Raw genomic sequence first — 21,351 nt, 5'->3', positions numbered from 1 at the left:
CCATGGGCTTCCAGTGCGCACGATCCAGAGAACCGCTTCAACAAACAGGCGATTGTCACCTCCGCTTCGTCCAGGGTTCTATCGCCTTACCCAGACAATGCGGTTCCATCCTCGCCCACTGGGCGTCCGTCAGCACGTATCGTTCCATCAAAAGCTTGAATCACGACCAAGCCAAGATGGGAATCCTGAATATCAACAAACCTTAGTCTAGCACCCGCGCCTAAGGTACTGCGCCCGACAACATTAGAACGATGCCGACCGCTATCATTAGCAGGCCTGCGGCACCGTCGCAGAAGATTCCAGGCAGGAATTCCGACGCTCCGAAATACCAGTATCCATGGCCGCCCCTTTTTGCAGAACTTGACGCACACAACCTCAGAAAGGGCCATTCGTGAGACCTCCCTCTGGCTGTTTCGATACCAACAGGATGTCCAATACCAACGGAAATACCACCCCTGCGCTCCGTTGGACCAAATACGCCGAAGTTCCGCGAAACGCGCCTGCCCGCGCCCTCTCTTCCGAAAAGATGAGCGATTTCAGCGCTTTGGAGAAACTCAAGCGTAGAAGCTTCGGCGAAAGGGCATGTGGGGAGAATGCCCTTCCCGAGAGATGGGTGACAGTTCATTCCGGATAGATGGGTTACACTTTCGGCCCTTTGCGAGGAGAGCAAGGTGCCTTGGAAGGAGTGTAACGTCATGGAAGAGCGGCTGAAGTTCATCGCCCGGCTGCTGGACGGCGAGAAGATGGCCGTGCTTTGCCGTGAGTTCGATATCTCGCGCAAGACCGGCTACAAGATCCTCACGCGCTACAACGACAGCGGCCTTGAAGGGCTGACGGATCGGTCGCGTCGGCCCTACCGCCATGCCAATCAGCTTCCGTTTCAAATCGAGAAGCTGATTGTGCGCCTGAAGCAGGACAAGCCGACATGGGGTGCGCCGAAGATACGCGAGCGGTTGGCCAGGCTGTACCCGGATGTGCACCGGCCCGCGATCTCGACGGTGCATGCGGTTCTCGACCGGCACGGCATGGTCGAGCATCGCAAGCGAAGGCGCAACAGGGCGACGGGGACACCGCTTTCAAACGGCTATCGCCCCAACGATCTTTGGTGTGCCGACTACAAGGGCGAGTTCATGCTCGCCGATCGGCGCTATTGCTATCCGCTGACGATCACCGACTTCGCCAGCCGGTATCTCATCGCCTGCGAGGCGCTGTCGACCACCAAGGAGGCCTATGCCTTCACCGTGTTCGAAAGCGTTTTCAAGGAGTTCGGCCTGCCCAGTGCGATCAGGACCGACAATGGCGTTCCCTTTGCCAGCCCCAATGCGCTGTTCAACCTCAGCAAGCTGTCGGTCTGGTGGCTACGCCTGGGCATCGACATCGAGCGCATCAAACCGGGCTGCCCGCAGCAGAACGGGCGCCATGAGCGGATGCACCTCACCCTGAAGAAGGAAACCACCAAACCGGCTGGCGCCAACTTTCTTCAGCAGCAGGCCAGATTCGATGACTTCATCGATGAGTTCAATTCAGAACGCCCGCATCAGGCGCTCGACATGGACTGTCCAGCCGAGCGCTATCAACCTTCAACGCGGCCCTATGCCGGCCTGCCAGATCTCGACTATCCGTTTCACGACAAGGCCGTCACCGTCACCACCTGCGGCCGCATCTGTTACAATCACAGGAAGATCAACCTCAGCCTCGTCTTTGCCGGCCAGACCGTCGGCATCAAACAGGTCGAGGACCATATCTGGCTGACCAGCTTCATGGACTATGATTTGGGATACTTCGATGATGAGACATGCAGGCTCGAACCACTCCAAAACCCCTTCGGGCCAAAAGTGTTACCCATGTCTCCGGTATAAACCGTAACCCATGTGTCCGGAACGGACCAAAGATAATTTGGCGCACCCGACAGGATTCGAACCTGTGACCTCTGCCTTCGGAGGGCAGCGCTCTATCCAGCTGAGCTACGGGTGCTTCCCGGAAACCGGAAAACGAACCAGCCGGTAAGCCGGCCAGCCACGGGCTTCTTAGCGGAAGCCGCACCTAGCTTCAACGGCCAATTGGCGATTGTGCGGCGGCCTGTGATGGGTCGATTGTCCGACCGATAGGCCATCGGAGATGGCGCCCCCTCTCCGTCTCGGTTTCGTCGAGCCTCCGTTCCGGGGCGAACCGCGGGCCTCGCCCTTCCCACGGACCACTTTTTGGGGCGAGCAACCCTAGCTCCTCATCCCTCCACCCCCACCTTCGCCGTCTTCCTCCGCACCGCCCTTGTCGCCCGCTTCTGCTTCTTCGCGCCGGCCAGCTCGTGCATGGCGTCGAGCTGCATCTGCTGCATTTCGGCCAGGCGCTGCCATTGGCGCGAGATCAGATAGTCGAGCTTTTCGTGCAGGTGCCGCACTTCGAGCTCGGCCTTGAGGTTCACCCGGTAGTCGTTGAAGGAGCGCAGCCGGTCTTTGGCCTCCTGCCGCTTCTGGCTCATCATGATCACCGGCGCCTGGATGGCGGCGATGCAGGAGAGCATCAGGTTGAGCAGGATGAACGGGTAGGGGTCGAAAGCGTGCGCCAGGCCGGCGATCAGGTTGATGCCGATCCAGATCAGCAGCACGCCGCCGAACGAGATCAGGAACCACCAGCTGCCGCCGAACTCGGCCATGGTGTCGGAGACGCGGTCGGCGAAGGAGCGGTGCTCCTCGAACTCCTCTTCCGAGTTTTCCGAGATCGTGTCTTGCCTGGCGATCGATTCCACCACTTGGCGGTCGAGCTCGGAGAATTCGCCGTGCTCCTGCTGCAGCAATTCCTCCATGTAGCGCATGCGGTAGCGGCCGAGCTCCTCGCGGCTGATGCGGGCGCCGCGCGGCAGGTCTGGATGGTCGGAACGGATGCGGTCGGCGAGGCTGGGCCTCAGATCATCGACGCGCACCAGGTCGCGCTTGCGGAACTTTCTGCCGCTGATCGCCGAGGGTTTTTTCTTCGGCTTGATCCGGCCGGGCACATGCGGCTCGGAATCCGGCACTTCCGGCGCTTCGAGGATCTCGTCGGCGGCGGCTTGCGCATCCTCCGGCACGGTCTCCGCCTCGAGATATTCGCCGGCGATGTCGTTCTCGTTGTCGGCCTGGACTTGCGCGGACGCCTTCGGGTCGCCTGCCATGGTCGGTGCTCCTGTTCGCGGGCTTTTGCGGCTACGATACGCCAAGCCGGCGCAGCATATCCATGCTGAGTGTGAATCCCGTGTGACCGAACAAGTTCTTGTGATTGGGTGGGAAGGTGAGAGGCGTCGCCAGCCGCCACGCGCAATTGCATAGGTCGGCGCTGCCCCCGCTTCGTCTCGGCTCGGCGAAGTCGAGATGAGAGGGAGAGCGCCGTTCGCGATTATCCAATCTCCCCTGGAGCAATCGTCTCCGCCGGCTGGCCTTGATCCAGATCGAGCTGGCCCCTGTGGCTGGCCTGATAGGCTGACTATATCCAAATCAGGCCTGATCGTTCAGGCTCCCGCCAATGGGGCGCGCATCGCCCCGCAAATGAGGGGTAGCCACCATGTACAAGAAAATCCTGATCGCCACCGACGGCTCGGAACTGGCCCAGAAGGGCGTCGCACACGGGCTGGAGCTGGCCAAGGGCCTCGGCGCCACCGTGGCTTTCGTCACTGTCTCCGAGCAGTTCCCCGCGCTGGCCTGGGGCGGTGCCATGGCCGGCTACGTCGCCGCCGACGAACTGGTCAATTACGAGGAAAGCGCGCGCAAATATGCAAGCGAGCTGCTCGACAAATGCAAGGCCGAGGCCGATGCGAAGGGCGTGGCCTCCAAAGGCATCCATATCGAGAACCGCACGCCCGCCGAAGCGATCCTCGAGGTTGCGGCCAGTGAAGGCAGCGACCTCATCGTCATGGCCTCGCACGGCCGCCGCGGCATCGGCCGCCTGGTTCTGGGCAGCCAGACGGCGGAAGTGGTGTCGCTGACGGAGATCCCCGTGCTGGTGGTTCGGTAGGGTTAAGGCAGGGCGGCGCGCCCCTTCAGTTCGTCATTCCAGGGCGGAGCGACGCGAAGCGTCGCGCAGACCCTGGAATCCATGCCGTTACGCCAGCCGAAGAATACAACGGTGCAGAGCAGCCTGCGCTGCCTTTCGCATCAGGTCTGCACCGTGGGATCGCTCATAGGTCACGGCATGGATTCCAGGGTCTCCGCGAACGGAGCTTCGCTCCTGCTTCGAGGCGCGCCTGTTGGCCTTGTCTATTGCGTCGGCAGCAGCGGCGCACTGGGCGAGGCCAGATCCGCCGACGGCAGATCGGATGCCGGCGAACCCGGCAGCGTCGACGCAGGCGTCGCCGAACCCGGCGGCGGCAGCCCTGGCAAAGCCGAGTCCGGCGGCGGCAATTGGGGAAGTGGCGAGGCCGGTTGCTGCCCGGAATACATCAGCCGGGGCTGGGTTGCATCGGCGGTCGTCGGCCCCAGGCTGCGCTGGATCAGCGCCTCGACATGATCGTTGCGCTGGCGCGCGGTATCGGCGCCCATCACCACCACGATCAGATGCCGCCCGTCGGCATTGTAGGAGGTGACGATGTTGTAGCCGGAAGCTCTTATGTAACCGGTCTTGATGCCGTCGACGCCGCGCACCCGTCCCAGCATGTCGTTGTGGCCGCGCACCAGCCGGCCGCGGAACATGAAGTCGCTTTCGGAGAAATAGTGGAAATGCTGCGGGAAGCGGCGCTCCAGCGCCATGCCCAGCACCGCCATGTCGCGCGCCGTGGTCACCTGGCCGTCGTCGGGCAGGCCGCAGGCATTGCGGAAACTGGTGCCGGTCATGCCGAGCGAGCGCGCCTTGGCGGTCATCATGGCGGCGAACTGGTCCTCTGAACCGCCGCCCAGATATTCGCCCACGGCCACCGCCACGTCGTTGGCAGACTTCACCACCATGGCGCGGATGGCGGAATCGACGTCGATCGTTTCGCCACGCCGGAAACGCAGTTTCGTCGGCGGCTGCGAGGCGGCGTGATCGGAAACCGGAATCCGCGTTTGCTTGGTGACGCGGCCGGACTCCAGCGCCTCGAACAGCATGTAGAGCGTCATCATCTTGGTCAGCGACGCGGGATAGCGCTGCGACCTCGAATTGACCTCGAACAGGGTCTTGCCGGACGAGGCGTCGACCACGATCGCCGCATATTTCTGCGGTTGCGCCGGCACGGCCAGCACGCTTTCCGGCGGCGTGGTGGTGCAGCCGGCAACCGGCGCGAGCAATGCCAATATGGCGATGAGTTTCTGGAGGAAGGGGAAGGGACGGGGCAAGACTTGTTCTAAAGCTGTTGCTGAGACGCGGCGAAGCTAGCGTAACCCATCCGCCGCGTCCAACTGGTTAACGCGCACAGCAAAGCATTTGCCCTGGTTTTGCAGCCTTTCAGATACACCGGCGCGTCCCCGCTTTGCCATCCCCGCCCCTTGCCGCTATGGGATTTCATAGGACGCAACGCGGTGATGCAAAATGCTGGTCGCTCCGCTTGCGCGCGCTCCATCGAACAGGCTTTTCTTGCGCAAAGATTCGCGGGAGACATTCATGGACACGCTCACCATCGGCGCAAAAGGCATCTCGGTCTCGCTCGATCTCGCGGTCGGCCATATCGCCGCCATGGACATCGAAGCCGACGGCCGCGTTCTGAACCCCCTGCATCGCGCGCCCTGGGTCGGTTCGCCGCGCGAGAGCCTGCCGGAAACCCTGCCGGAAGGCACGGTGCGCCTGTCCGGCGATTTCCTTTGCGCGCCATTCTCGACCAGCGATGTCGAGGCCGCACCCCTGCATGGCTGGCCGGCCAACAGTCAGTGGGACGTCGTCGAGAACGGCGCCATTGCCGGCGGCTGGCGCGCCGTGTTCCGGCTGCGCCGCAAGGTGATGGGCGCCACCATCGACAAGGTCTTCACGCTGCGCGACGGTCATCCCTTCCTCTACCAGGAGCACATCTTTTCCGGCGGCTCCGGCGCGATCTCCGTCGCCCACCATCCGATGACGGTGATGAAGGGCGGCGGCCGGTTGGCCTTCTCGCCGAAGCGCATGGCCGTCACGCCCCCGACGCCGCCGGAGCCCGATCCGGCGCGCGGGCGTTTTCGGCTGGCCTATCCGGCCCGCGCCAGCGACCTCACAAAGGTCCCTCTGGCCGCCGGCGGCACAACCGACCTCACCGACTATCGCATGGAAGACAGGCGCGAGGATTTCATAACCCTGGTCGAGGCGGATCACGGCGGCCCGGGCTGGACGGCGATAGCCCGCCACGCCGAGCAGGACCTGGTGCTGGTGCTGAAGAACCCGGCCGAACTGCCGGTGACCATGCTGTGGTTCTCGAATGGCGGCCGCGACTACGCGCCCTGGAGCGGCCGTCACGTCGGTGTTCTCGGCGTCGAGGACGGCCGCACTGCCGTCGGTCACGCCGCCTCGCTCGGCGACAACTGGTTGAAGCATGAAGGCGTGGCAACGGCCTTCGCGCTCGCCGACGGACGGTCGATCTCCTTCCGCCATGTCATCGGCGCGGTTCCGCTCGCGGGTGCGGAGCCGCCGGGCGCCCTGGAATCGGCGCCTGACCGCTTGCGTGTCGTCACCGCCGGCGGCGCGGCGCGGGAGCTGCCGTTCGACGGCGGGTTCCTGCGCATCGGCCGCTCGGTTCCTGCGTGAGAGGTCCGGGGACAGCGCGTCTAGAAATTCGTCATTCCAGGGCGGAACAAGGAGCAAAGCTCTGTCGCGGAGCCCCTGGAATCCTTGCCGTTACCTCGATAGAAAGGCGTGAGCCGAGCAGAATTCTGCGCCGTTTCAACCCTCAAGGGCACGGAATGGATCCGCGGGGCTGCGCCGCGTCGCAACGCTCCTTGCTCCGCCCGTGGATGACGATGGGATGGACGCCTCGGCTAATCTCGAAGGCGTGCAGGCCGCCGAAACTTCGGAACGAGGTTTGAAATTTCCATCCACACCCGCCAAGATGCCAGCCGAACCGCAGCCGGAAAGCCGCCGATGTCCGAGATCGCCCATATCACAGCCGCCATCTTCAAGCGCGCAGGCAAGGCCAAGCGCTTCGTCGTCGCCATCGCTGGTCCGCCCGGCTCCGGCAAGTCGACATTGTCCGCTTCGCTGCATGAGCTGCTGCCGGAAGGCAGCTCGGAAGTCGTGCCGATGGACGGCTTCCATTACGACGACATCATTCTCGACCGTCGCGGCCTTCGCCCCCGCAAGGGCGCGCCGGAAACCTTCGATTTCGCCGGCTTCGAGACGCTGCTGAAGCGCATCCGCTACGGCGAACCCGACATCGCCATCCCGGTGTTCGACCGCAGCATCGAACTGTCGCGCGCGGCGGCCGAAATCGTCGGCGCCGACACCAAGTTCATTCTGGTCGAGGGCAATTACCTGCTGCTCGACGAGGAGCCGTGGTCGCGGCTGGCGCCTTTGTTCGACTTCACCATCTTCGTCGACGTGCCGCGCAACGAGCTCGAGCGCCGCCTGATGGAGCGCTGGCGGGAGCACGGCAAGTCCGACGAGGACGCCCGTGCCTGGATCGCCTCCAACGACATGCCCAACATCGAGCGGGTGCTGGCGCGGCGCCGGCCGGCCGACATGGTCATTGGTTAATGACCCTGGTGATTGGTTAACCTGCTCAATTTTCAATATTTTTCGGCGGGAACTTTAAGGTTTTCACGCCGTTATGATCCTATCCCGAATTGTCCGGCGCCGGAACAATTCCAGGAAGGCGCAGTGCTTTGCCTCCGGAATTGCAAAAAAGAAAATGACAGGAGCCGTCAGATGGCAACCAACAGCAGAAAACCCGCGCCCAAGAAAAGCAGGGCCAACCAATCCAGGGCGACGCAGGCCAAGGCTGGCGCCGGCCCCACAATCGCTGAGCGGTCGAAAGACGCCAAGCCGGCTTTCGGCAAGGCGGCGCCAAAGAAAGTGACGCCTGGCGCGGCCCACAAGATCGCGGCCAAGAGCGCGAAACATGCCAAGTCGCCGGCTGGCAAATCGGGGCCGATCCGCACCGTGGCCAGCGTCGCGACAGGAGCGGTCGTCGCCACCGCGCGGCTCGCGGCCTCCGTGTTCGGCCGCGGCGGCGCGAAGGCCAAGGCGAAATAGCTCTTAGCCTTTCGCCGGGATGGTAAGGCCCCGCTTCACCGCCGGCCGTGCCAGGCCGCGCTCCAGCCATTCGGCAACGGTCGGGAAATCATCGAAACCGACCAGGTCGCGCGCCTCGTAGAAGCCGATCAGGTTGCGCACCCAGCCCAGCATCGACACGTCCGCAATGGTGTAGTCGTCGTCCATGATCCACTTGCGGCCCTTCAGCCGCGTTTCGAGCACGCCGATCAGCCGCCGCGACTCGTCGCGGTAACGCTCCAGCGGCCGCTTGTCGGCGATCTCGCGTCCGGCGAATTTGTGGAAGAAGCCGACCTGCCCGAAGATCGGGCCGATCGCCGCCATCTGAAAGAACACCCATTGGATCGTCTCGTAGCGCCGCGCCGGATCGGCGGGAATGAGCTTGCCGGTCTTGTCGGCCAGATAGAGCAGGATAGCGCCGGACTCGAACAGCCCGATCGGCTTGCCGCCCGGACCGTCCGGATCGATGATCGCCGGTATCTTGCCGTTCGGATTGAGCGACAGGAATTCCGGCGTCCAGCTCTCGTTCTTGCCGATGTCGACGTAGTGCGGTTCGTAGGGCAGGCCGATCTCCTCCAGCGCGATCGACGCCTTCACGCCATTGGGCGTCGTGGCGGAATAAAGCTGCAAGCGATCGGGGTGCTCGGCCGGCCAGCGCTTGGCGATCGGAAAGGCGGACAGGTCGGTCATCGGAAACTCCGGATGCGGATTGGCGCCGGGGCGGCGCTCATGGCGGGTGAAGAAAGAATTAGGACCCTGGCCGGCCGGATCAATACACCGGCAAGCGGCTTGCCGTGCACAGTCAACGGAATCGCTAGATCAGACCGCCTTGAAGGCCAGCACCGCATTGGTCCCGCCGAAGGCGAAACTGTTGCTGAGCGCGGCGCGCACCTTGCGCTCGCGCGCCGTGTTCGGCGTCACGTCGAGGTCGCATTCCGGGTCCGGCTCGCGGTAATTGGCGGTCGGCGGCACGATGCCGTCGCGGATCGCCATCACGCAGGCGATCATCTCCAGCCCGCCGGAAGCGCCGAGGCAATGCGCATGCATCGACTTGGTCGACGATACCGAAAGCGAACGCGCGTGCTCGCCGAAGACGCGCTTGATCGCCGCGGTTTCGATCTGGTCGTTCGCCTTGGTGCCTGTCCCGTGCGCGTTGAGGTAGTCGACATCTTCCGGATCGAGCCCGGCATCCGCCAGGCAGAAACGCATGGCCGCTTCCGGCCCTTCCACGGTCGGCGCGACGATGTCGGAGGCGTCGGCCGAAAGCCCGACGCCGGCGATCTCGGCCAAAATGGTGGCGCCGCGCGCCATCGCGTGATCGTAGCTTTCGAGCACCGCCATGCCGGCGCCTTCGCCGAGCACCAGGCCTGCTCGATCGGCCGAGAACGGCCGGCACGTGTCGGGCGAAAGCACCCTGAGCGCCTCCCAGCCCTTCAGCACGCCCCACACCAGCGGCGCTTCGGTGCCGCCGGCGACCATTACGTCGGCGCGGCCGAGCCTGATCTGGTCGACGGCCGAGGAAATCGCGTGGTTGGCGGACGAGCAGGCCGAAGTGGCGCCGAAGACAGGGCCGCGCAGCCCGAGATTCATGCTGACCTGGCCGGCGGCCGCGCCCGGCATCACTTTCGGCACGGTGAAGATCGCGGCGCGGTTGCGCCCCTCGAGCAGAATGGCGCGGTAATTCTCTTCGATGGTCTCGAAGCCCGCGACGCCGATGCCGACGATTGCCCCCATCCGGTAGGTGTTGTCGGCATGGGCCGTCAATCCGGACTGCCTCATGGCCTCGCGCGCGGCGATCACCGCCAACAGGCTGAAGCGGTCCATCGACACGACCTGCTTGCGGTCGATGCCATGGTCCGGCAATTCCTTGATCTCGCAGCCGGTCTTGACCTTGAGATCATGCAGCGACGGGTTGTCGATAGGGCCGATGGCCGAGCGGCCGGCGCGCATGGCCTCCCACATCGCCGGCGCATCGTTGCCAAGCCCGCAAATCCCGCCAATGCCGGTGATGACGACGCGTTTTTGCATGAAGTCAGGCTTTTTTCGCGATCAGTTCGCGAACCGCCTCGACCATGTCGCCGACGTTCTTCAGATTGCTCCAGGCGTCGACCGTATTCATCTCGATCTCGATGCCGTATTTTTCCTCGAGATCGAAGATGATCTCGGTCAGCTCCAGCGAATGGATGCCGAGCGTGCCGAGATCGGTGCTGGCGGTGATTTCCTCGCCGCCGGTATCGGCATGGGCCTTGATCTTTTCGATGATCTCGGTCGTCAGTTGGTCAGCCATTCGGTTCCTTCCCTGTCGTTGCCCGACGCCAACTGATCAGCGCCCCTTTTTGATCCCCGGACCCAACAAACGCCGTCGCCCTTACCTCGCCAGGCACCGCGCGACCGCTCCAAGGTGGCTTCCCTCTATAGAAACCGAAACGATGTCAAGCAACAAGCGATATCGACAAAGCCGCCGGAGTGCTTAACCTGGGATCGTGGACATGATCGACGACACCTTGACATCCCAACCTGCCTCGCCCCTGGCGGCCCCTTCCTTGCCTGCCGCGCAACGTGTTGCCGGCCTAGGCAGGCTTTTCTGCGGCAAAAGCGGCGGCCGGACGCGTCTGCGGCAGCTTTACCAGGACGGATCGGCCAAGATCCGCCTGCCGGCGGTGCAAGGCGATCCGCTCGAGGCGGTGCTGATCAACACCGCCGGCGGGCTGACCGGCGGCGACCGCCTCGGCTGGACGATCGAGGTCGGCGCCGGCGCCTCCGCCGCCATCACCACCCAGGCCTGCGAGAAGGTCTATCGCGCCGCCGCCGACAGGGCCGAGACAAGCGTTCGCCTGCGGGTCGATCCGGGCGGCCGCGTGGCCTGGCTGCCGCAGGAAACCATCGTTTTCGACCGCGCCGCCTTCGCTCGCACGCTGGATGTCGAGCTTGGCGACGATGCCGAGGCATTGGTGCTCGAAGCCACGCTGTTCGGCCGGCTGGCGATGGGCGAGCGCGCAACCAACGGCAGTTTCCAGGACCGCTGGCGGGTCCGCCAAGGCGGCGCGCTGATCCATGCGGAGGATTTTCGCGTGGGGCCGGATATCGCGGCAACGTTGCGGCGGCCGGCGGTGGCCGGCGGCGCGCTTGCCGTCGCCACACTGCTGCTCGTTTCGCCGCAGGCCGAAAGCCTGCTGGAACCGGCCCGCGCCATCATCGGCGATCCCTTTATGGGGGGCGGCGCCAGTTTCTGGCGCGTCGGCCGATCTGGCAAGCTTCTTGCGAGGCTTTGTGCCGGCGACGGCTACCAGCTCCGCAAGCGGCTGGTTCCGCTCGTCGAACTGCTTAATGGGCAGGCGGGCCTGCCCAAATTGTGGTCACTCTGATTTCGATTGCCGGGACATTGCATGAACCTGACGCCGCGTGAAAAAGACAAGCTGCTGATCGCCATGGCGGCGATGGTGGCGCGCAAGCGGCTGGAGCGAGGCGTCAAGCTGAACCATCCCGAAGCCATCGCCCTGATCACCGACTTCGTCGTCGAAGGCGCGCGCGACGGCCGCACGGTCGCGGAACTGATGGAGGCGGGCGCCCATGTCGTCACCCGCGCCCAAGTCATGGACGGCATCGCCGAGATGATCCACGACGTCCAGGTCGAGGCGACGTTTCCCGACGGCACCAAGCTGGTGACCGTGCACGAACCCATAAGGTGAGACCGATGCTGGAGCTCAGGCCGAATTGCGAATGCTGCGACAAGGATCTGCCGCCGGACGCGACCGATGCGCTGATCTGCACCTTCGAATGCACCTTCTGCGCCGACTGCGTGGATAATGTGCTGGGTGGCGTCTGCCCCAATTGCGGCGGCAATTTCTCGCCGCGGCCGATCCGGCCGGCGGCCAAGCTGACGAAATATCCGCCATCGACCAAACGCGTGCTCAAGGCCGAAGGCTGCGGTCCGCGCAAGGCCGCTTGACCAGGTCAATTGGAAAGGCAGAAAGATGATCCCCGCTTCGACGAAACGTACCACGCTTGCCGCGATCCTTTTCCTGGCAGCCGCCATGCCGGCCTACGCCCATGTCGGCGTCGGCGCGACCTCGTCCTTTTCCGCCGGCTTCGCGCACCCTCTGTCCGGCCTCGACCATATGACCGTGATGATCGCGGTCGGCCTGTGGGCGGCGCTGAAGGGCGGCAAGGCTATCTGGGCCTGGCCGCTCGCCTTTGTCGGCGTGATGCTGGTCGGCGGCGCGCTCGGCATGCTGCATGTGCCGGTGCCTTTCGTCGAGCCGGGCATCCTCGCTTCCGTCGTGGCGCTCGGTCTGCTGGTGGCGCTGGCGATCGACCTGCCGGTCTCGGCCGGGGTCGCCATCATCGGCCTGTTCGCGCTGTTCCACGGGCACGCGCATGGCACGGAAGTGCCGGAAAACGCCACTGGCCTCGAATATATGGCGGGCTTTGCCGCCGCCACGGCGCTGCTCCACGGCGTCGGCATTGCGGCCGGTCTTGGGCTAGGCTCGCGTTTCCGCCGCCTGGCGCGCGCCGCCGGCGCTGCCTGTGCGGCGGTTGGCGTCGGCCTTGCCTTCGGCGTGCTGTGAGGCCGCAATGATCCCCGGCGAAGTCATCACGGCCAAAGGCGACATCGAGCTGAACAAAGGCCTGCCCATGGTGACGCTCAAGGTCGCCAACAGCGGCGACCGGCCGATCCAGGTCGGCAGCCATTATCATTTCTTCGAGACCAATGAGGGCCTGAAATTCGACCGCGAACGCGCGCGCGGCATGCGGCTCGACATCGCCGCCGGCACCGCCATGCGCTTCGAACCGGGACAGGAGCGCGATGTCACGCTGGTGCCGCTGGGCGGCAAGCGCGAAGTCTATGGCTTCCAACAGAAGGTGATGGGCAAGTTGTGAGGTCCGCCGCCGCGCTGATATCACTTCGGAGGCTTGGCTGCGGCGTAGATGACAATCCTGCCGGGATTGTCGAACTCCACCGCAAGCACGTCCTCGGCCAGAACGCGGCGCGAATCGATCGCGTTGAAGAGCAGGGCGTTCGCCTCGATCTCCTGGCGAAGTTCGGCGACATCGTCCTTATGCTGCTTCACCTTGTTCTCGATAACGGGCGGCGGCCCGCCTTCGCTGCGCGCCGCGTCGGTCAGGAAGACGATGTCGACCGTGTCGAGCTTGGTGGTCTTGCGCACCGCGCCGATGTTGTCGCGGGTGCGGTCGATGGCCGTGATGACCTTTCCGGCTTCCGTCCTGGAGAGCGCTTCCTCCTGGCGGATGTTGGAATCGACGATTGCCGCGGCAGGCCTGTCGCTGTCCAGCGGCTGCGCCGCGAGTGCAACATGTGGCGCGGCCACGAAAGCGGCCGCCAAAAGCGTGGCAACCACGGAACTCCATTTTGCAAGGTGCGGGGCGTTCGCCATCGCTCGCTCCTGACTGAACTCGTGGCGGGGCGAAAACAGCGAAACGGTCCTGCCTGGCCGCAGGTTCCCTTCAAAAGCTGGCCGGCGGACCGCGAAGCGGCCCGCCTGGGCGTGCAATCAGCTTGCCTTCTTGGTGATCAGCGTCAGCGCGCCATTGGGCTGCAAGCTGGCGGCGATCACCTGCGCCGAGCTCACGCCCTTGGCTTCGAGGGCGGATTTCACCTTGGGCGTCGCGTCGATCGACTTGCGCAGTGTCTGCAGGCCGGCGTCGCCGCGCTGCGCCACGATCTGATTGACCTGCGTCTGCGTGTCCTTGGGCAGTTCGGTGATGTCGACGACGTTGACGCTCTGGATCGACGGCGCCGCGGGCTGAGCCTTCGGCGCGGCGGGCGCGGTCGGCGCGGGGCTGGGCTGCGGCGTCGGCTGCTGCTGGGCATTCGCGGCGCCCGCCATCAACGTGGCGGCGGTTGCGGCGAGAACAATCGCTTTGAGCATGGATATTCCTTCCATCGATTTGGCAAACGGTCGTTTTGGGCTGACCGGGCCACCTCAACCGCCAAATGGGAGCGCAAGGTGTCGCCGAGCGGGTCATTGCGTGACCATTGGATGGCGACAATGTGCAGTCCGCGCCCAAACAACCTTACTTTTGGCAACCTGAATTTCGGGAGCAATCGCTGATGGCCAGGATAACCCGCGCCGCCTATGCGCAGATGTATGGGCCGACCATCGGTGACAAGGTGAGGCTCGCCGATACCGAACTGTTCATCGAGGTCGAGAAAGACCTCACCGTTTACGGCGAGGAAGTGAAATTCGGCGGCGGCAAGGTCATCCGCGACGGCATGGGCCAAAGCCAGGTGACGCGGGCCGGCGGCGCGGTCGATACCGTCATCACCAATGCGCTGGTCGTCGACGCGCTCACCGGCATCGTCAAGGCCGATATCGGCCTGAAGGATGGCCGCATCGCCGCGATCGGCAAGGCCGGCAATCCGGACACGCAAGCCGGCGTCACCATCATCATCGGTCCCGGCACCGAGATCATCGCCGGCGAGGGCAGGATCCTCACCGCCGGCGGCTTCGACGCGCATATCCATTTCATCTGCCCGCAGCAGATCGAGGAAGCGCTGATGAGCGGCGTCACCACCATGCTCGGCGGCGGCACCGGTCCGGCGCACGGCACGCTGGCCACCACCTGCACGCCGGGACCATGGCACATGGCGCGCATGATCCAGTCCTTCGACGCCTTCCCGATGAATATCGGTCTGTCGGGCAAGGGCAATGCCTCAAAGCCGGCGGCGCTTGAAGAGATGGTGCTGGCCGGCGCCTGCTCGCTGAAGCTGCACGAGGACTGGGGCACGACCCCGGCCGCCATCGACTGCTGCCTGTCGGTCGCCGACGACTATGACGTGCAGGTGATGATCCATACCGACACGCTGAACGAATCGGGCTTCGTCGAGAACACCGTGGCGGCCATCAAGGGCCGCACCATCCACGCCTTCCACACCGAGGGCGCCGGCGGCGGCCATGCGCCCGACATCATCAAGGTCTGCGGCCTGCCCAACGTCATCCCGTCCTCGACCAACCCGACCAGGCCCTACGCGGTCAACACGCTGGCCGAGCATCTCGACATGCTGATGGTCTGCCATCATCTGTCGCCCTCGATCCCCGAGGACATCGCCTTCGCCGAGAGCCGCATCCGCAAGGAGACGATCGCCGCCGAGGATATCCTGCACGACATCGGCGCCTTCTCGATCATCTCCTCCGACAGCCAGGCCATGGGCCGTGTCGGCGAGGTGGCGATCCGCTGCTGGCAGACCGCCGACAAGATGAAGCGCCAGCGCGGCGCGCTGCCGCAGGAAACCGGCGGCAACGACAATTTCCGCGTCCGCCGCTACATCGCCAAATACACCATCAACCCGGCCATCGCGCACGGCCTGTCGAAGGAGATCGGCTCGATCACGGTCGGCAAGCGGGCTGATCTGGTGCTGTGGAATCCGGCCTTCTTCGGCGTCAAGCCGGAGATGGTGCTGGTCGGCGGCTCGATCGCGGCCGCTCCGATGGGCGACCCGAACGCCTCGATCCCGACGCCGCAGCCGATGCATTACCGGCCGATGTTCGGCGCCTATGGCAAGGCGCTGACCAACTCCTCGGTGACTTTCGTTTCCAAGGCGGCGCTCGACACCGGCCTGCAGGGCAGGCTGGGCGTCGACAAGGCGATGGTCGCGGTTGAGAACACGCGCGGCGGCATCGGTAAGCATTCCATGGTGCTCAACGACGCCACGCCGCATGTCGAGGTCGATCCGGAAACCTACGAAGTGCGGGCCGACGGCGAGCTGTTGACCTGCGAGCCCGCGACCGTGCTGCCGATGGCTCAGAGATATTTCCTGTTTTGAGACCGATTGCGTCTGCCGCAGTTCATGAACTCGATCAAGTACAAGCCCAATTTGTAAAATGAGCCTTCGTTGAAAGCGCATGGCCTTTGTCAAATGTGGCCGTGAAGATATTGGGAGGCCGAACGGGCCCTGCCTTTTCTCGCTGGGCTTGGAAATTGCTCGCTTTGAGAGCAGTATCACCCAAATGAACAAGATTTTTCGAAAACAGCAATTGACGCCCTATGAGGCCGATTATGCTCAATGGTGCGCCGAACAGGGCGCGCTGTTGCGCGAAGGTCGTCTCTCCGACCTCGATCGCGAGAACCTTGCCGAGGAGATCGAGAGTTTGGGGCGGAGCGACAGACGGGAAATTACGAAGCGATTGGGTACCTTGCTTCTGCACTTGCTCAAATGGCATTTTCAGGTGGAAACGCGGAAAGTTGGCTGGTTGCTTACGATCCGCGAGCAGCGGCATCAGATTAAAAGCCTGATTGATGAAAGCCCAAGCTTGAAGGCTCATCCTCGAAAGCAGCTAGCTGCCGAATATGAGTTTGCGCGGCTGAGAGCAGTCGACGAGACGGGCTTGCCGAAGAAGAGTTTCCCGGCCGACTGCCCCTACCAGATCGCGGATATACTCGATCAAGATTTTCTCCCGGGGGAGCCGTGGCTGCCGGAGCAGCTTGCTCGCGACTGAGAGGTTCGGACCGCCTCCCTGCCTGCATTGCTGTGATCTAACGGAGGGCCGGTTGCGGCTCGCGCCCGCAGACCGCAATATGCGGCCTCATTCGAACAGCCGCATTGTGATCAGGCATGCCCACCGAAATCGCCTCTCCGCACGATATCTTCCCGCATATCCGTATAGTCATGGGCATGGTGATCGGCCTCGGCGTCACGCGGCTGCTTTCGGGAACGGCCCGCATCGTCCAGCACCCCGGTCAGTACCGGCTCTACGCGGTGCATCTCGCCTGGGTAGGCTCGGTGCTGTTGATGCTGGTGCATTTCTGGTGGTGGGAGTTCGGCCTCTACGCCATCGAGAACTGGACCTTCGGCAAATATCTTTTCATCATCTTCTACGCCATCACGCTGTTCCTGCTCTGCGCGCTGCTGTTTCCGGATTCGATGCTCGATTACACCAGCTACGAGGACTATTTCTACTCGCGCCGCGGCTGGTTCTTCGGGCTGCTGGCGGCGACCTATCTGCTCGACGTGGTCGACACGCTGCTCAAAGGTCCGGAGCATTTCGCCCGCTTCGGCAACGAATATTTGATCCGAACGCCGGTCTTCGTCGCGCTCTGCATCGTCGCGATCCTGGTGCGCGACCGCCGCTTCCACATCGCCTTCGTCGCGGCCGCGCTGATCTATCAGGTCTCATTCATCCTGCGGCTCTTCGACACCATCGTGTAAGTGGCGTTGGGCCGACGCCTGCGTTGGTCTAGGATTTGGGGAAAGGCAAGAGTTCAACCATGTACAAGGCCGTCGGATCGCGCGGCTCCCGTGTCAGCCGGGTGCTCTGGATGATCGAGGAGCTCGGGCAGCCCTACGAGTTCGTCGAGGTCAAATTGCGCTCGCCGGAGGCCTATGCGCTCAACCCTTCCGGCAAGGTGCCGATCCTGATCGATGGCGACGTCAAAGTTACCGACTCGGCGGCGATCTGCGTCTACCTGGCGGACAAGCATGCGGATCAGGGCATGGGCGCCAATCCGGGCCTCGCCGGCCGCGCCGAGATGGATTCCTGGATGCATTTCGCCCAGAGCGAATTGGAAGCGCCGCTGTGGAACAAGCTGCGCCATCGCCTCCTGCTGCCGAGGGACGTGCGCGTCGATGTCGGGCCGGCCGCGGCCTATGATTTCGCATCCGAAATAAAGGCGCTGGAACGGCGGCTTGGCGACAAGCCCTTTGCGCTGGGCGACCGGTTCTCCGCCGTCGATGTCCTGCTCGGCGATATTGGCGGCTGGGCTCGTGCCGGCCGTTTTTCGATCGAGTCCCAGCGCGTCAACGCCTATTTCGACCGTGTCCTCGGGCGCCCCGCTCGTGCCCGTGCCCAAGCTAATGGCGGAGCCATGAAATGAAGCTCAACATCACCACCGATTTCACCAAATTCCCGCGCGCCGTCTCGGTGTTGCCAGCCGGTGAGGCTGGCTCAGCGCCGCCCTTTGACAAGGCCGTGCTGCCGCATGACGAGCGGCATCTGCGCCGCCGCGCCATCGAGACGGCGGCCGGCGAAAAGGTGCTGGTCGACCTGCCCGAGCCGGTGGCGCTCGCAAATGGCGACCGGCTGGTGCTGGAAGACGGCCGAGAGCTCGAGATCGTCGCGGCGCCCGAGGAGGTCTACGACATCCGCGCCCGCGACGCGGTTCATCTCGGCGAGCTCGCCTGGCACATCGGCAACCGTCACCTCGCGGCGGCGATCGAAGCGGAGCGCATCCTCATCCTGCGCGACCATGTCATCAAGGCGATGCTGGAAGGTCTCGGCGCTACGGTGAATGAGGTTCTGCTGCCGTTCAGCCCGGTGCGCGGCGCCTATTCCGGGCATGGGCACGACCACGGCCATTCGCATGACCATCACGATCATGACCACCAGCACCATGATCATCACGATCACGACCACGACCACGGCCACCACCATCATCATGACTGAGGAGCTTTCCAGCATCGCGCTGCTGCGGCTGATGGCCTGGCTATCGCCGTCCTTTCCGGTCGGCGGCTTCTCTTACAGCCACGGCCTCGAGCGTGCCGTGCATGATGGGCTGATCGCCGATCGCAATGATCTCGCCGGCTGGCTGGAGACGCTGGTCGAGTTGGGGTCGGGCTGGAACGACGCCGTGCTGTTCGCCGAAAGCTGGCGCCGTGCGCGCGACGGTGGCGATCTGGGTGAGGTAGCCGCGCTGGCCGAAGCGCTTGCCGGGTCGCAGGAACGGCACATGGAAACCATGCTGCAGGGCGCGGCCTTTCTCCAGGCGGCGGCCGCCTGGTCGCCTCCGGTGTTGGGACGTCTGCCGGCCGACTGCCCCTATTGCGTTGCGGTCGGCGCTGTTGCCGGCAGCGGCGGCATCGACCTCGCGCAGGCGCTGTCTGCCTTCCTGCAAGCTTTCTTCTCCAATCTCGTGCAGGCTGCGATCAGGCTGGGTGTCGTGGGTCAGGTCGACGCCGTCACATTGTTAGCCGGCTTTGAAACCTCGGCCATAGACACGGCTGCCCACGCGGCTGCCTCGACGCTTGACGATCTGGGCGGCGCGGCCTTCATGTCCGACATCATGGCGATGCAGCATGAGACGCAATACTCCAGGCTGTTCCGCTCATGATCGTGCTCGCCGTCATCCTCTCCTTCGTCCTGCTCCTGATCACCACGCTGCATGTCTATTGGGGCATAGGCGGCATCTGGCCGGGCACGGACCAGGCCTCCTGCGCGCGCGCCGTCGTCGGCTTCCGTGGCGTCGACGAGATGCCCTCGACCTTCGCAAGCCTCGCGGTCGCCGCTTGCCTGGCGCTCGCGACGCTATGGCCGCTGGCGCTCGCTGGCGTGTTCGCCACGCCCTTTCCACGGGAAGGCCTTGCGGCCACGGCGTTGATGATCGGCCTTGTCTTCCTCGGACGCGGCATTGCCGGCTTCACGCCCTGGTGGCGCCGGCTTGCGCCCGAGCAGCCTTTCGCGCGGCTCGACCAGCGCCTCTATTCGCCGCTCTGCCTGCTGGTCGGGCTGGGCTTTGCAATCCTTGCCATCACGGAGTTTCCGGCATGACGTCGAAAAACGGTCCCCTTCGCATCGGCATCGGCGGCCCTGTCGGCTCCGGCAAGACGACACTGACCGAAAAGCTCTGCAAGGCGTTGCGCGACGACTTCTCCATCGCCGTCGTCACCAACGACATCTACACCAAGGAGGATGCCATGATGCTGGCGCGCCTGCAGGCACTGCCGGAAGAGCGCATCGTCGGCGTCGAGACCGGCGGCTGCCCGCACACCGCCATTCGCGAGGACGCCTCGATCAACTTGCGCGCCATTGCCGAGTTGAACAAGAAATTCCCGGACCTCGACATCATCTTCATCGAATCCGGCGGCGACAACCTCGCCGCCACCTTCTCGCCCGACCTTGCCGATCTGACGCTTTATGTCATCTCGGTCTGCCAGGGCGAGGAGATCCCGCGCAAGGGCGGCCCGGCCATCACCCGCTCGGATTTCCTCATCATCAACAAGAGCGATCTGGCGCCCTATGTGAACGTCAACCTCGACGTCATGGAGAGCGATGCCGGCCGCATGCGCGGCAAAAGGCCGTTCGGCTTCACTGATCTGTCGCGCGGCAAGGGATTGCAGGAAGTGATCGACTTCATCGTCGAGCAGGGCGGGCTGCAGTCGGAGCGGCCTGCCGCGTGAGCCACTGACCTACCAGTTTGCGGTTGCTGGCAGCGGCTTCGCACGGCATTCTGACCCAAACAGGAGGATTTTCGATGAGCCTTGCCCGCCTGCACAAGGAACCGCTGAGCAACCTGCCCTATTACGAGGAGCGGGTCGATCTCGCCGCCGCCTTCCGCTGGACCGCCAGGCTCAACATGCACGAGGCGGTGGCCAACCACTTCTCGCTGTCCGTCAACGACGACGGCACCAAGTTCCTGATGAACCCGAACCAGGTGCATTTCTCGCGCATCAAGGCGAGCGACCTGCTGCTGATCGACGCCAACGATCCCGAAACGCTGTCCGGCCCCAACGCGCCGGACCCGACCGCCTGGGGCCTGCATGGCGCCATCCATCGCAACGTCCCGCATGCGCGCTGCGCCATGCATGTCCATTCGATCCATGCCACGGTGCTTGCCTCGCTTGCCGATTCGACGCTGCCGCCGGTCGACCAGAACTCGGCCATGTTCTTCAACCGCCATGTCGTCGATGCCAATTATGGCGGCTTGGCCTTCGAGGAAGAGGGCGAGCGCTGCTCGCAGCTTCTCGCCGACCCCAAGGTCAAGGTGATGGTCATGGGCAATCACGGCGTCATGGTCATCGGCGACACTGTCGCCGATGCCTTCAACCGCATGTTCTATTTCGAGCGCGCCGCGGAGACCTACATCAAGGCGTTGTGGACCGGCCGCCCGCTGCGCACGCTCTCCGACGAGATCGCCGAGAAGACCGCGCGCGAGATGGACGATTATCCCGGCCAGGCCGAGCGCCATCTGGCCGAGCTGAAAGCGATCCTCGACGAGGAAGAGCCGGTCTACCGGAATTGATGCTCCCCCGGCTACGCTATGCACACATCTCCTGTGACTGGCGCGACTGATCAGGCCGAGGCTTGATTGCCATGTGGTTCCCCAATCCGTCGCTGCTTCGCAGCGCCACCTTCCGCCTCCGGAGGGAAAGGAAGGGAGCGTTGCTGGACGAGCGTTGTCGGCAAAAAGCCTGGCGCGCCTTTCCTCTACCCCGTCGATCAGGGGAGAGGTGGCTCGGCGAAGCCGAGACGGAGTGGGGGTCGACCAGCGCTGCATAAGACAATG

At 64.1% G+C, this 21,351-nt stretch carries 25 protein-coding genes, 1 tRNA gene and 2 pseudogenes; 19 read left to right on the top strand and 9 right to left on the bottom strand.

What is annotated here, in order from left to right; all coding sequences use genetic code 11:
• Positions 1-148: pseudogene (locus FJW07_RS32175) on the bottom strand (transposase); the annotation flags it as partial.
• A 547-nt stretch (positions 149-695) separates the two neighbouring features.
• Between FJW07_RS32175 and FJW07_RS28715 the strand changes: the two are divergent.
• Positions 696-1,859, top strand: coding sequence for an IS481 family transposase (locus FJW07_RS28715; RefSeq protein ID WP_140859585.1), 1,164 nt, complete (start codon positions 696-698; stop codon positions 1,857-1,859).
• 38 nt (positions 1,860-1,897) lie between these two features.
• Here the strand turns inward: FJW07_RS28715 and FJW07_RS28710 are convergent.
• Together FJW07_RS28710 and FJW07_RS28705 are read right to left on the bottom strand one after the other, a co-directional pair.
• Positions 1,898-1,974, bottom strand: a tRNA-Arg gene (locus FJW07_RS28710).
• Between the two features lie 250 nt (positions 1,975-2,224).
• Positions 2,225-3,148: a DUF1003 domain-containing protein gene (locus FJW07_RS28705; protein WP_140646833.1), complete on the bottom strand. Its 924-nt coding sequence runs from the start codon at positions 3,146-3,148 to the stop codon at positions 2,225-2,227.
• Between the two features lie 386 nt (positions 3,149-3,534).
• Here FJW07_RS28705 and FJW07_RS28700 point away from each other — a divergent pair, with 386 nt between their 5' ends.
• Entirely contained in the window at positions 3,535-3,984 is a 450-nt protein-coding gene (locus FJW07_RS28700; protein WP_140646832.1) for a universal stress protein, read from the top strand.
• Between the two features lie 461 nt (positions 3,985-4,445).
• Here FJW07_RS28700 and FJW07_RS28695 read toward each other — a convergent pair.
• Positions 4,446-5,186: pseudogene (locus tag FJW07_RS28695) on the bottom strand (D-alanyl-D-alanine carboxypeptidase family protein); the annotation flags it as partial.
• Between the two features lie 358 nt (positions 5,187-5,544).
• On the opposite strand from FJW07_RS28695, the gene FJW07_RS28690 reads away from it, so the two are divergent.
• From FJW07_RS28690 to FJW07_RS28680, 3 genes are all read left to right on the top strand, one after another.
• Complete coding sequence (locus FJW07_RS28690; protein WP_140859583.1) at positions 5,545-6,651, top strand: hypothetical protein; 1,107 nt, start codon at positions 5,545-5,547, stop codon at positions 6,649-6,651.
• Positions 6,652-6,984: 333 nt separating this feature from the next.
• Positions 6,985-7,596 (top strand): nucleoside triphosphate hydrolase, encoded by a 612-nt coding sequence (locus tag FJW07_RS28685; protein WP_140859582.1) that lies wholly within the window; start codon positions 6,985-6,987, stop codon positions 7,594-7,596.
• Positions 7,597-7,767: 171 nt separating this feature from the next.
• Positions 7,768-8,094: a hypothetical protein gene (locus tag FJW07_RS28680; RefSeq protein WP_140859581.1), complete on the top strand. Its 327-nt coding sequence runs from the start codon at positions 7,768-7,770 to the stop codon at positions 8,092-8,094.
• A 3-nt stretch (positions 8,095-8,097) separates the two neighbouring features.
• Here FJW07_RS28680 and FJW07_RS28675 read toward each other — a convergent pair whose 3' ends face one another.
• The 3 genes from FJW07_RS28675 to FJW07_RS28665 all read right to left on the bottom strand — a co-directional run bounded on the left by FJW07_RS28675 (position 8,098) and on the right by FJW07_RS28665 (position 10,399).
• Positions 8,098-8,802, bottom strand: a complete 705-nt coding sequence (locus FJW07_RS28675) for a glutathione S-transferase N-terminal domain-containing protein (protein WP_140646825.1) — start codon at positions 8,800-8,802, stop codon at positions 8,098-8,100.
• A 129-nt stretch (positions 8,803-8,931) separates the two neighbouring features.
• On the bottom strand, positions 8,932-10,140 hold the full coding sequence (locus FJW07_RS28670; RefSeq protein ID WP_140646824.1) for a beta-ketoacyl-[acyl-carrier-protein] synthase family protein: 1,209 nt from the start codon (positions 10,138-10,140) through the stop codon (positions 8,932-8,934).
• A gap of 4 nt (positions 10,141-10,144) precedes the next feature.
• A complete protein-coding gene (locus tag FJW07_RS28665; protein ID WP_041003067.1) occupies positions 10,145-10,399 on the bottom strand; it encodes an acyl carrier protein in 255 nt (84 codons plus the stop codon).
• Positions 10,400-10,601: 202 nt separating this feature from the next.
• Between FJW07_RS28665 and FJW07_RS28660 the strand changes: the two genes are divergently transcribed.
• Genes FJW07_RS28660 through FJW07_RS28640 form a run of 5 tightly spaced genes read left to right on the top strand, consistent with a single transcriptional unit; the run spans position 10,602 to position 12,993 of the window.
• Positions 10,602-11,477, top strand: coding sequence for an urease accessory protein UreD (locus FJW07_RS28660; RefSeq protein WP_140859580.1), 876 nt, complete (start codon positions 10,602-10,604; stop codon positions 11,475-11,477).
• Between the two features lie 21 nt (positions 11,478-11,498).
• A complete protein-coding gene (locus FJW07_RS28655; RefSeq protein ID WP_140859579.1) occupies positions 11,499-11,801 on the top strand; it encodes an urease subunit gamma in 303 nt (100 codons plus the stop codon).
• 5 nt (positions 11,802-11,806) lie between these two features.
• On the top strand, positions 11,807-12,061 hold the full coding sequence (locus tag FJW07_RS28650) for a DUF1272 domain-containing protein (protein WP_140859578.1): 255 nt from the start codon (positions 11,807-11,809) through the stop codon (positions 12,059-12,061).
• A 25-nt stretch (positions 12,062-12,086) separates the two neighbouring features.
• Positions 12,087-12,680 (top strand): HupE/UreJ family protein, encoded by a 594-nt coding sequence (locus tag FJW07_RS28645; protein WP_140859577.1) that lies wholly within the window; start codon positions 12,087-12,089, stop codon positions 12,678-12,680.
• 7 nt (positions 12,681-12,687) lie between these two features.
• Entirely contained in the window at positions 12,688-12,993 is a 306-nt protein-coding gene (locus FJW07_RS28640) for an urease subunit beta (protein WP_140655997.1), read from the top strand.
• 20 nt (positions 12,994-13,013) lie between these two features.
• On the opposite strand, the gene FJW07_RS28635 is transcribed toward FJW07_RS28640, so the two are convergent.
• Together FJW07_RS28635 and FJW07_RS28630 are read right to left on the bottom strand one after the other, a co-directional pair.
• Positions 13,014-13,508, bottom strand: coding sequence for a hypothetical protein (locus tag FJW07_RS28635; RefSeq protein ID WP_140859576.1), 495 nt, complete (start codon positions 13,506-13,508; stop codon positions 13,014-13,016).
• Between the two features lie 117 nt (positions 13,509-13,625).
• Positions 13,626-14,003 (bottom strand): hypothetical protein, encoded by a 378-nt coding sequence (locus FJW07_RS28630; RefSeq protein WP_140702039.1) that lies wholly within the window; start codon positions 14,001-14,003, stop codon positions 13,626-13,628.
• Positions 14,004-14,182: 179 nt separating this feature from the next.
• Here FJW07_RS28630 and ureC point away from each other — a divergent pair, with 179 nt between their 5' ends.
• The 9 genes from ureC to FJW07_RS28585 all read left to right on the top strand — a co-directional run bounded on the left by ureC (position 14,183) and on the right by FJW07_RS28585 (position 21,087).
• Complete coding sequence (gene ureC / locus FJW07_RS28625; protein ID WP_181182745.1) at positions 14,183-15,898, top strand: urease subunit alpha; 1,716 nt, start codon at positions 14,183-14,185, stop codon at positions 15,896-15,898.
• 79 nt (positions 15,899-15,977) lie between these two features.
• Positions 15,978-16,571: a DUF29 domain-containing protein gene (locus FJW07_RS28620; protein WP_246680890.1), complete on the top strand. Its 594-nt coding sequence runs from the start codon at positions 15,978-15,980 to the stop codon at positions 16,569-16,571.
• Positions 16,572-16,687: 116 nt separating this feature from the next.
• Positions 16,688-17,281 (top strand): hypothetical protein, encoded by a 594-nt coding sequence (locus FJW07_RS28615; protein ID WP_140785164.1) that lies wholly within the window; start codon positions 16,688-16,690, stop codon positions 17,279-17,281.
• 59 nt (positions 17,282-17,340) lie between these two features.
• On the top strand, positions 17,341-17,946 hold the full coding sequence (locus tag FJW07_RS28610) for a glutathione S-transferase family protein (protein ID WP_140785165.1): 606 nt from the start codon (positions 17,341-17,343) through the stop codon (positions 17,944-17,946).
• Positions 17,943-18,515, top strand: coding sequence for an urease accessory protein UreE (gene ureE, locus FJW07_RS28605; RefSeq protein WP_140859574.1), 573 nt, complete (start codon positions 17,943-17,945; stop codon positions 18,513-18,515). The genes FJW07_RS28610 and ureE overlap by 4 nt, the downstream gene beginning before the upstream one ends.
• Positions 18,508-19,179, top strand: coding sequence for an urease accessory protein UreF (locus tag FJW07_RS28600; RefSeq protein ID WP_140859587.1), 672 nt, complete (start codon positions 18,508-18,510; stop codon positions 19,177-19,179). Before ureE ends, FJW07_RS28600 begins: the two co-directional genes overlap by 8 nt.
• Entirely contained in the window at positions 19,176-19,616 is a 441-nt protein-coding gene (locus FJW07_RS28595; protein WP_140859573.1) for a DUF3995 domain-containing protein, read from the top strand. The genes FJW07_RS28600 and FJW07_RS28595 overlap by 4 nt, the downstream gene beginning before the upstream one ends.
• Entirely contained in the window at positions 19,613-20,245 is a 633-nt protein-coding gene (gene ureG / locus FJW07_RS28590) for an urease accessory protein UreG (RefSeq protein ID WP_140859572.1), read from the top strand. Before FJW07_RS28595 ends, ureG begins: the two co-directional genes overlap by 4 nt.
• Before the next feature lie 74 nt (positions 20,246-20,319).
• Positions 20,320-21,087, top strand: coding sequence for a class II aldolase and adducin N-terminal domain-containing protein (locus FJW07_RS28585; protein ID WP_140859571.1), 768 nt, complete (start codon positions 20,320-20,322; stop codon positions 21,085-21,087).
• The last annotated feature ends 264 nt before the right edge of the window (positions 21,088-21,351 follow it).

This window comes from Mesorhizobium sp. B3-1-9 (assembly GCF_006439595.1).
In the GTDB taxonomy this organism is placed as follows: domain Bacteria; phylum Pseudomonadota; class Alphaproteobacteria; order Rhizobiales; family Rhizobiaceae; genus Mesorhizobium.
The sequence above is the reverse complement of the archived record's forward strand: the minus strand, read 5'-3'. Positions and strand labels throughout refer to the sequence as shown.

What these genes read in the sequence shown, in the direction of transcription:
- FJW07_RS28650 (WP_140859578.1), top strand. Translation starts at nt 11,807, where the DNA reads ATGCTGGAGCTCAGGCCGAATTGCGAATGCTGCGACAAGGATCTGCCG.
- FJW07_RS28655 (WP_140859579.1), top strand. Translation starts at nt 11,499, where the DNA reads ATGAACCTGACGCCGCGTGAAAAAGACAAGCTGCTGATCGCCATGGCG.
- FJW07_RS28645 (WP_140859577.1), top strand. Translation starts at nt 12,087, where the DNA reads ATGATCCCCGCTTCGACGAAACGTACCACGCTTGCCGCGATCCTTTTC.
- FJW07_RS28715 (WP_140859585.1), top strand. Translation starts at nt 696, where the DNA reads ATGGAAGAGCGGCTGAAGTTCATCGCCCGGCTGCTGGACGGCGAGAAG.
- FJW07_RS28660 (WP_140859580.1), top strand. Translation starts at nt 10,602, where the DNA reads ATGATCGACGACACCTTGACATCCCAACCTGCCTCGCCCCTGGCGGCC.
- FJW07_RS28685 (WP_140859582.1), top strand. Translation starts at nt 6,985, where the DNA reads ATGTCCGAGATCGCCCATATCACAGCCGCCATCTTCAAGCGCGCAGGC.
- FJW07_RS28700 (WP_140646832.1), top strand. Translation starts at nt 3,535, where the DNA reads ATGTACAAGAAAATCCTGATCGCCACCGACGGCTCGGAACTGGCCCAG.
- ureE (WP_140859574.1), top strand. Translation starts at nt 17,943, where the DNA reads ATGAAGCTCAACATCACCACCGATTTCACCAAATTCCCGCGCGCCGTC.
- ureG (WP_140859572.1), top strand. Translation starts at nt 19,613, where the DNA reads ATGACGTCGAAAAACGGTCCCCTTCGCATCGGCATCGGCGGCCCTGTC.
- FJW07_RS28630 (WP_140702039.1), bottom strand. Translation starts at nt 14,003, where the DNA reads ATGCTCAAAGCGATTGTTCTCGCCGCAACCGCCGCCACGTTGATGGCG.
- FJW07_RS28635 (WP_140859576.1), bottom strand. Translation starts at nt 13,508, where the DNA reads ATGGCGAACGCCCCGCACCTTGCAAAATGGAGTTCCGTGGTTGCCACG.
- FJW07_RS28665 (WP_041003067.1), bottom strand. Translation starts at nt 10,399, where the DNA reads ATGGCTGACCAACTGACGACCGAGATCATCGAAAAGATCAAGGCCCAT.
- FJW07_RS28600 (WP_140859587.1), top strand. Translation starts at nt 18,508, where the DNA reads ATGACTGAGGAGCTTTCCAGCATCGCGCTGCTGCGGCTGATGGCCTGG.
- FJW07_RS28615 (WP_140785164.1), top strand. Translation starts at nt 16,688, where the DNA reads ATGCCCACCGAAATCGCCTCTCCGCACGATATCTTCCCGCATATCCGT.
- FJW07_RS28705 (WP_140646833.1), bottom strand. Translation starts at nt 3,148, where the DNA reads ATGGCAGGCGACCCGAAGGCGTCCGCGCAAGTCCAGGCCGACAACGAG.
- FJW07_RS28680 (WP_140859581.1), top strand. Translation starts at nt 7,768, where the DNA reads ATGGCAACCAACAGCAGAAAACCCGCGCCCAAGAAAAGCAGGGCCAAC.
- FJW07_RS28640 (WP_140655997.1), top strand. Translation starts at nt 12,688, where the DNA reads ATGATCCCCGGCGAAGTCATCACGGCCAAAGGCGACATCGAGCTGAAC.
- FJW07_RS28690 (WP_140859583.1), top strand. Translation starts at nt 5,545, where the DNA reads ATGGACACGCTCACCATCGGCGCAAAAGGCATCTCGGTCTCGCTCGAT.
- FJW07_RS28585 (WP_140859571.1), top strand. Translation starts at nt 20,320, where the DNA reads ATGAGCCTTGCCCGCCTGCACAAGGAACCGCTGAGCAACCTGCCCTAT.
- FJW07_RS28595 (WP_140859573.1), top strand. Translation starts at nt 19,176, where the DNA reads ATGATCGTGCTCGCCGTCATCCTCTCCTTCGTCCTGCTCCTGATCACC.
- FJW07_RS28620 (WP_246680890.1), top strand. Translation starts at nt 15,978, where the DNA reads ATGGCCTTTGTCAAATGTGGCCGTGAAGATATTGGGAGGCCGAACGGG.
- FJW07_RS28610 (WP_140785165.1), top strand. Translation starts at nt 17,341, where the DNA reads ATGTACAAGGCCGTCGGATCGCGCGGCTCCCGTGTCAGCCGGGTGCTC.
- FJW07_RS28675 (WP_140646825.1), bottom strand. Translation starts at nt 8,802, where the DNA reads ATGACCGACCTGTCCGCCTTTCCGATCGCCAAGCGCTGGCCGGCCGAG.
- FJW07_RS28670 (WP_140646824.1), bottom strand. Translation starts at nt 10,140, where the DNA reads ATGCAAAAACGCGTCGTCATCACCGGCATTGGCGGGATTTGCGGGCTT.